The organism is Pseudomonas sp. MF6751 (genome assembly GCF_016613265.1).
Taxonomy (GTDB): Bacteria; Pseudomonadota; Gammaproteobacteria; order Pseudomonadales; family Pseudomonadaceae; genus Aquipseudomonas; species Aquipseudomonas fluorescens_BV.
In genome coordinates, this window is the sequence record NZ_JAENSV010000016.1 from 126,686 (window position 1) to 134,257 (window position 7,572).

At 61.1% G+C, this 7,572-nt stretch carries 6 protein-coding genes; 2 read left to right on the forward strand and 4 right to left on the reverse strand.

What is annotated here, in order from left to right; translation table 11 throughout:
• Positions 1-21: 21 nt before the first annotated feature.
• Positions 22-2,439 carry a glucose/quinate/shikimate family membrane-bound PQQ-dependent dehydrogenase gene (locus JJD66_RS15520; RefSeq protein ID WP_105225878.1) on the reverse strand — a complete coding sequence of 806 codons (2,418 nt, stop codon included), beginning with the start codon at positions 2,437-2,439 and terminating at the stop codon, positions 22-24.
• 481 nt (positions 2,440-2,920) lie between these two features.
• Positions 2,921-4,939, reverse strand: coding sequence for a TonB-dependent receptor (locus JJD66_RS15525; RefSeq protein ID WP_200648528.1), 2,019 nt, complete (start codon positions 4,937-4,939; stop codon positions 2,921-2,923).
• A 170-nt stretch (positions 4,940-5,109) separates the two neighbouring features.
• Between JJD66_RS15525 and JJD66_RS15530 the strand changes: the two genes are divergently transcribed.
• Positions 5,110-5,343 (forward strand): VF530 family DNA-binding protein, encoded by a 234-nt coding sequence (locus JJD66_RS15530; RefSeq protein ID WP_003188882.1) that lies wholly within the window; start codon positions 5,110-5,112, stop codon positions 5,341-5,343.
• A 4-nt stretch (positions 5,344-5,347) separates the two neighbouring features.
• Positions 5,348-5,974 carry a Pr6Pr family membrane protein gene (locus JJD66_RS15535; RefSeq protein ID WP_200648529.1) on the forward strand — a complete coding sequence of 209 codons (627 nt, stop codon included), beginning with the start codon at positions 5,348-5,350 and terminating at the stop codon, positions 5,972-5,974.
• A gap of 47 nt (positions 5,975-6,021) precedes the next feature.
• Here the strand turns inward: JJD66_RS15535 and JJD66_RS15540 are convergent, their stop codons facing one another.
• Positions 6,022-6,789: a siderophore-interacting protein gene (locus tag JJD66_RS15540; RefSeq protein ID WP_200648530.1), complete on the reverse strand. Its 768-nt coding sequence runs from the start codon at positions 6,787-6,789 to the stop codon at positions 6,022-6,024.
• On the reverse strand, positions 6,786-7,295 hold the full coding sequence (locus tag JJD66_RS15545; RefSeq protein ID WP_200648531.1) for a PadR family transcriptional regulator: 510 nt from the start codon (positions 7,293-7,295) through the stop codon (positions 6,786-6,788). Before JJD66_RS15545 ends, JJD66_RS15540 begins: the two co-directional genes overlap by 4 nt.
• Positions 7,296-7,572: the final 277 nt, after the last annotated feature.

Consider the following 7,572-nt stretch of genomic DNA (forward strand, 5'->3'; position numbering starts at 1 on the left):
TTTTCGTACCGCCAGCGTTGCTTAATCTGGCAGTTTGAACGCCATTACATAGTCACCCTGCTTGGTCCCCAGGGAGCCGTGACCGCCCGCCATGACCAGCACGTATTGCTTGCCGTCCTTGCCGGTGTAGGTCATCGGGGTGGTTTGCGCGCCTGCAGGCAGGCGGCCTTCCCACAATTGCTTGCCGTTTTTCACGTCATAGGCACGCAGGTACTGGTCCAGGGTACCGCTGAGGAACGCGACGCCACCGGCGGTGGTGAACGTACCACCCAGGCTAGGCACGCCCATGGTCAGTGGGATTGGAACCGGCGAGCTGTCACGCACGGTGCCGTTCTTGTGCATCCAGATGGTCTGGTGGGTGGTCAGGTCGACCGCCGCCACGTAGCCCCAGGCCGGCGCCTGGCACGGCAGGCCCATCGGCGACAGCAGTGCTTCAAGGATCACACCATACGGGGCGCCTTTGTTCGGCTGCACGCCTTCGGTTTCGCTGACGCGTGGGCCTTGCTTGGCAATGTCGGCAGCCGGGATCAGCTTCGATTTGAACGCCATGTAGCTTGGGTTCACGAAGGCGATCTGGCGTACCGGGTCAACCGATATACCGCCCCAGTCGAACACGCCGAAGTTGCCTGGGTACACGATCGAACCTTGCAGGGACGGCGGGGTGAACGGGCCGTCGTAGCGCATGGATTTGAAGTCGATCCGGCACAGCATCTGGTCGAACGGTGTCACGCCCCACATGTCGCGCTCTTTCAACGGCGGCGGCATGAAGTTCAGGTCGGACTTGGGTTGGGTCGGGGAGGTGCGGTCGCCCGCCACTGCGCCCTGTGGCACCGGGATTTCATTGACCGGCACCACTGGCTGGCCAGTGGCGCGGTCCAGCACGTAGATGCTGCCTTGCTTGGTCGACGCCATCACTGCCTGCTTCACGCCCGCAGCGGTCTTGATGTCGATCAGCGAAGGCTGGCCGCCCACGTCCATGTCCCACAGGTCGTGGTGGGTGAACTGGAAGGTCCACTTCACGTGGCCGGTGTCGATGTCCAGGGCGGTCAGGCCCGCGGCGTATTTCTCGGACTCATCGGTACGGTCGCCGCCGTACTGGTCGGGCATCTGGTTGCCCATCGGCAGGTAGAGCATGCCGAGTTTTTCATCCACGGCGAACATGGACCACATGTTCGGCGAGTTGCGGGTGTAGGTCTTGCCCTCGGCCAACGGGGTGGTGTCGTCCGGGTTGCCGCTGTCCCAGTTCCACACCAGCTTGCCGGTGTGCACGTCGAACGCGCGGATCACGCCGCTTGGCTCGTCGATGGAAACGTTGTCGGTCACGTGACCGCCGATCACGACCAGGTTCTTGGTCACGGCCGGTGGCGACGTGGAGTAGTAACCGCCTGGGGCGAAGCTGCCAATGTTGGCGCGCAGGTCGACCTGGCCTTTGTCACCGAAGTCTTCGCACATCTTGCCGGTGTCGGCGTTCAGGGCGATCAGACGGGTGTCGGCAGTCGGCACGAAGATGCGTTTCGGGCAGGCATTCGGTGCGGCGGCCGGGCTGGCAGTGCCAGTCGGGCTCTGCTCGGAAGCGTAGGCGGCGTCATCGTGGTACGACACGCCACGGCAGGTCATGTGCGCCCAACCTTTGAAGCTCTCAGCACCCTGGGTGGTGATTTTCGGGTCGAAACGCCAGATTTCCTTGCCGGTATCCGGGTCCAGGGCAATCACTTGGCTGTGCGGTGTGCACACGTAGAGCATGCCATTGACTTTCAGCGGGGTATTTTCCGCGGTGGTTTCACCGGGATCGCCTGGGCCAGGGATGTCGCCAGTGCGATAAGTCCACGCCGGCACCAGCTTATGGGCGTTCTCCGGGGTGATCTGTGCCAGTGGCGAGTAACGATCACCGAAGGCCGAACGGCCATAGGAGTTCCAGTCGCCATCGGCCTGGGTTGGCGCAGCACTGGCCATGCCCGGCACCGCGTCGCGGTCCAGTTGGCCGGTCTTGACCATTTCACCTGGGTTGGTGAATTGGCTGGCCAGGGCAGTAGCGCCCGCCAGCACCACGGCAACGCTCAGCGCGCCAGTGCCGAGCGGTGCGGCTTGGCCACGCAGCAACGGACGACGAAACCACGGCAACAGCATGACGATGCCCAAGGCGAACAGCAGGGCCAGGCGCGGTACCAACTGCCACCAGTCCAGGCCGACTTCCCACAGGGCCCACACGGTGCTGGCGAACAACACCAGTGCGTACAAGCCCAGCGCGGCGCGTTGGGTGGCCAGCAGCAGCACGCCGGTCAGGGTGATGCCGATACCGGCCAGCAGGTAGTACAGCGACCCGCCGAGCATGCTCAGCTTGACACCGCCAGCCAGCAAGGCCAGCCCCATGATCAGCAGCAAGACGCCTAGCAGCCTGGGCAACAGGCGGCTTGGGCTTGAGGCACCATCAGTGCTCATAGTGTGTTTCTCCGTTACGTTGGAATTATGTAACCCCGTGCTTCACTCACTGTAGATGACGATTCGGCTCGGGCTTGGTTCATCGTTATTTTTGGTTTTTTCTGTGGATAACCTGGTTATCCACAGGCGGGCAATCAATCCCCTGGCGCAGGTCGATTCAAGACAGCGCTGTCTTTGTGCAGTAAGAGATTCGGCAAAGGGAGTCGACCGGGAGGTGAAGCGTTTCAGATTGTTGCGAAGGATAATGCGGCGGGGCGTTTTGAGAAAGGGTGAATCGCAAGATGCATCATTTCAGTTTTGGTAACAGTGACAGATAGTCGCTGCAATACCGATCAGTCACGCGAACGCAATGCTCAACGCGACGACGATCAAATGTGGGAGCTGGCTTGCCTGCGAAGACGTCGGTCCAGCAAACAGTGATGTTGACTGACCCAGCGCTTTCGCGGGCAAGCCCGCTCCCACAAAGGATTTGCGGTGATGATTAGAACGTAGTGCGAACGCCGAACTGAACGCTTCTACCTGGCGCCGGCGCGATGTCGCGCAGGATCGAGCTGGCATAGCGCACGGTCTGGTTGGTCAGGTTCTCGCCATTGACGAACGCCAGCCACTGGCTGCCGCCCACATTGAAGCGATACCCCGCGCTGGCACCGAGGGTGGTGTAGCCATCGGTGCCGCTTTCGTTGTCCGGCACACGCCCTTGGCCTGCGGCATGTTCCACATCGATACGCGCCTGCCAGCGATCCAGTTCCCACAGCAAGCCGCTGTTCAAACGCAATGGCGCAATGCGCGGCAAGGCTTCGCCGGTGTCCAGGTTGGTGGCGCGGGTGTAGTCGCCCGACAGTTCCAGCGCAAACTTACCGTAGGCGCCTTCGCCGAGCTTCCAGTGATCCTGGGCTTCGAAGCCGGCGAAACGTGCGCGCACGCCAGAATATTCGTACTCGGGAATACCACTCGCGTCCTCTTCGCCTTCATCGTTCAGGGTACGACCCGTGCCCAACAAGCCGATGTAATTGGAGAAGTGGCTATAGAACACGCCGAAGCTGCCCTTGTGGGTGCCGTTGTCAAAGCGCAGGGCCAGGTCGCTGGACACGGCCTTTTCTTTCTTCAGGTTGGCATCGCCCAACTCGTAGGTACCGGTGGCAACGTGGGCGCCGTTGGCGTACAGCTCGTAAAAGGTCGGCGCGCGTTCGGTGTAGCCGAGGGTGGCGGCCAGGGACCAGATCGGCGTGAGGGTGTACACCGCACCTGACGACAGGCTACCGGCGGCGAAGTCACTGCTCTTGTCGGCATTGGCAAAACGCTCGTTGCCCTTGGCGTTCGGGTCGACGCTGGTGTGTTCCAGGCGTGCGCCGAGGCTGAGTTTCAGGCGTTCGGTGGCTTGTATTTCTTCGAGGATAAACAGCGCGCCGGCGTTGGTGTCGGTCTGCGGCACGAAGGCTTCTTCGCCCAGGGCCGAGAACTCGTTGCGGGTCACTTGGGCGCCGACCACGCCATCGAATGGGCCAATCGGCTGGTGACGAGCTTCCACCCGCGCTTCATAGCCTTTGTTCTTGAAGGTGGTGCCGGTTTCGCCGCCTTCGATTTCGCGGTGTTCGTAGTCGGTGTAACCGGCGTCGAGTTTCACCGAGGTAAACGGCCCTTGCAGGTTGCGAATCTCGGAGGCAAAGGCGTAGTGGTCCTGTTTCATGCGGATGCGCACATCCTGCTCGGCAGGTGAGCCGTAGTTACTGTCGTAGTTGCTGTAGGACAGCCCGGCATAACCATCGTCCCAGGTGTAGGAACCGCCTACTGCACCGCCGTCCTGACGCCCATTGCTGTTACCCAGGCGCCCATTTTTGCCGGGGCCGTTCTCGCTCTCCGGTGCATGCCGGCTGCGGGCATAGCCTGGAATTTTCAGGTCGTTGAACTCGCGGCCATTGGCATCCAGGTGCAAGGCGAAGCTGCCGTTGCCGGCTTCCAGCTTGCCCGCGCTGCTGCGGGTGGTGTCGGCACCGCCGTAGCGCAACTCGCCGGCGCCATGGATGCCTTCAATGGCCTCGGTGGGGATGCGATTGTCGAAGGTGTTGACCACCCCACCGATGGCGCTGCCGCCGTACAGCAGGGCGGCCGGGCCCCTTACGATTTCGATGCGGTCAACGTTGATCGGGTCCAGGGGCACCGCGTGGTCGTAGGACAGCGACGAGGCATCCAGCGCCCCCACGCCGTTGCGCAGGATGCGAATGCGGTCGCCATCCTGGCCGCGAATGATCGGGCGGCTGGCCCCCGGGCCAAAGTACGAAGACGACACCCCCGGCTGCTTGTTCAGGGTTTCACCGAGGCTGCCTTTTTGTTGCAGGGTCAGGTCATCGCCTTCCAGCACGGTGGTGGGCGAGGCGAGTTGTGTGCTGCCCAGCGGGTTGCCGGTGACTACTTGGGGTGGCAGTTCCAGGGCATGGGCCTGGGAGCCAATCAACAGGGCGGCGGCGAGGGGCGACAAGCGCCAGAGAGAAGGCAGCGACATCGGATATTCCTGGGCAAAATGACTGATAACTTAAGTTACAATATAACATCTCTTTTTTGTGAAGAAGGGGAACTTTTCCTGACGGGCTATATTCAATGCCATGCTTCCACCTGCACGCCCCGTCGGCTAAGGTGCGCGGCTGTGTTTCCTCTTTTTGCAAAAGGCCCGGCATGACCGCGACAAGCAACGACCCGCTCCACGGTGTGACCCTGCAACACGTGCTCACCACCCTGGTGGAGCATTACGAGTGGAGCGGCTTGGCCGAGCGCATTGATATCCGCTGCTTCAAGAGTGACCCGAGTATCAAGTCGAGCCTGACCTTCCTGCGCAAGACGCCCTGGGCGCGGGAAAAAGTCGAGGGGTTGTACGTCAAGCTGATGCGCACCAAACGCCCGCTGGACTGAGCCCATGAAGCGTCTTGTCGCAACGGCTGCACTCGCCGGTTGGGTGGGGTTGGCGATCCAGCAATATCTGATTCTGTATTCGCGCTGGGCCAGTGGCGCGAGCTTGCTGGGCGGCCTGATCAGTTTCTTCAGCTTCTTCACCGTTCTGACCAATACCCTGGTGGTCGTGGTGCTCAGCTACTCACTGGTCAAGCGCGACTCAGCCGCCAAGCGGTTTTTCCTCGCGCCTCGCATCAGTAGCGCGATCGCCGCGAGCATCGTGGTGGTGAGCCTGGCCTACAACCTGCTGCTGCGGCATCTGTGGAGCCCGCAAGGCTTTCAATTTATCGCCGATGAATTGCTGCACGACGTCATGCCGTTGTTGTTTGTGGTGTATTGGTGGCGGTGTGTGCCCAAGGGTACGTTGCGCCTCAAACACATTGCCGGCTGGGTGATCTACCCATTGGTGTACTTCGGTTATGTGCTGCTGCGGGGGCATATGCTCGGGCAGTATCAGTACCCGTTCATGGATGTGGACAGCCTCGGTTATCCACAAGTGTTTGTGAATGCCGGAGGGATTTTGGCAGGGTTTATCGTCATTGGGCTGGTGATCGTTGGCCTGGACAAGCGCCTCAAATCACCCTCGATTTAAAGTGAGCACCATTAAGGTGGGAGCAGGCAAGCCAGCTCCCACCTTATTCATTCTTCTTCGCTGCCCTCAGCACGCCAGTAACCCACGGCCTTGAGGTATTGCTCATTGACCTTGTGCGTATCCAGCAGCACCCGCCGTACCTGGCGTGACAACTTGGTTTCGGTGGCGACAAAGCTGTACAGCGTGCCGCTGGGCAGCGTCAGGTTGCGCACTACATCGAGCAGGTCATCCTGGCCGCGCAGAACCCAGATCACCTCGACTTCGGCTGCGCTGCCGAGCACCTGTTGTTCCGCCGCATCGGCGATTTCAATCACCGCCAGCACCTTGCGCCCGGCCGGCAGTTCTTCCAGGCGTCGACCGATGGCGGGCAGGGCGGTTTCGTCGCCGATCAGCAGGTAGCTGTCGAAAATGTCCGGCACGATCATCGAGCCTCGTGGCCCACCGATATACAGGTGCTGACCGACCCGTGCCTGCTCGGCCCAGGTAGACGCAGGGCCATCGCCATGCAGCACGAAGTCGATGTCCAGCTCGCCGATTTCCAGGTCGTAGCGTCGTGGCGTGTAGTCGCGCATGGCCGGTTGCGGGCCGTCGCCCTTGATGGCGAACGTCGGGCTTTCCAGCGCCGCTTGCTCGGCGGCGTTCTGCGGGAACAGCAGCTTGATGTGATCGTCGCTGCCCAGGCTGATAAAGCCCGCCAGCTCAGGCCCGCCCAGTGTGATGCGGCGCATGCGCGGGGTGATGTCCACCACCCGCAGCACTTCCAGGCGGCGGCGTTTGATTTCGTGAGTCACGCGATGAATGGCTTGTGTGTTCATTGGTCTGTCCCGTCGGCAATGGCTTGGGCGGTGCGATTGAGCAGCGCCGCAACACGAACGATTTCCTGCGGGCTCCAGTGCCCGTTGTGCGAATGCAAGGCGTGGCGCAGGTTGTGCACCGCCTCATGAATCTCGGGTGGGCGATCGTGGCCGCGCAGCGAGCGTTTGCTCACATCGATGCGCATGCGCACGCCGTCCAGAGCAACCGCTTGCTCGCTTAAGAAGAGACGACCGGCGTCGGTGATTGTGTAGTGTTTTTTCCCGCCTTCGGCAGTGCCGCTGATCAGCTCGCTCTCTTCGAGGAAGGTCAGGGTCGGGTAGATCACGCCGGGGCTGGGGCTGTAGGCGCCGTCGAACAGGCTTTCGATGCGGCGGATCAGGTCGTAGCCGTGGCATGGCTGTTCGGCGATCAGCGCCAGCAGCAGTAATTTCAGATCACCCGGTGCGAAGACGCGAGGACCGCGACCACCACGTTTTTCGAATTCACCGCGAGATTCGTTTCTCATGCAGGCTCTCCAGACAGGTTTAGATATAACTTAAGATATATCTTAATGTGACGATAGGGCTTGGCGACCAACGGTCGTCGGCGCCTTTTCCGGCAGAGGACCTTGGAATACGTGAAATACGATTAATTTTAGAGTCATAACTTTAATTAGGGCGGCCGCGAAAACTGAGTGCAACACCTGACCTTTCCGGTACGGTGCTGCCCCTATGTCCTATTCCGAACTCAGCGTCGAAGAGCGCGCCATCATTCAACTCAGTCAAGCTCAAGGCTTCAGCCTG

Excerpts from the sequence above, each read along its gene's own strand:
- JJD66_RS15530 (WP_003188882.1), top strand. The coding sequence starts at position 5,110 with ATGACCGCGACAAGCAACGACCCGCTCCACGGTGTGACCCTGCAACAC.
- JJD66_RS15540 (WP_200648530.1), bottom strand. The coding sequence starts at position 6,789 with ATGAACACACAAGCCATTCATCGCGTGACTCACGAAATCAAACGCCGC.
- JJD66_RS15535 (WP_200648529.1), top strand. The coding sequence starts at position 5,348 with ATGAAGCGTCTTGTCGCAACGGCTGCACTCGCCGGTTGGGTGGGGTTG.
- JJD66_RS15525 (WP_200648528.1), bottom strand. The coding sequence starts at position 4,939 with ATGTCGCTGCCTTCTCTCTGGCGCTTGTCGCCCCTCGCCGCCGCCCTG.
- JJD66_RS15520 (WP_105225878.1), bottom strand. The coding sequence starts at position 2,439 with ATGAGCACTGATGGTGCCTCAAGCCCAAGCCGCCTGTTGCCCAGGCTG.
- JJD66_RS15545 (WP_200648531.1), bottom strand. The coding sequence starts at position 7,295 with ATGAGAAACGAATCTCGCGGTGAATTCGAAAAACGTGGTGGTCGCGGT.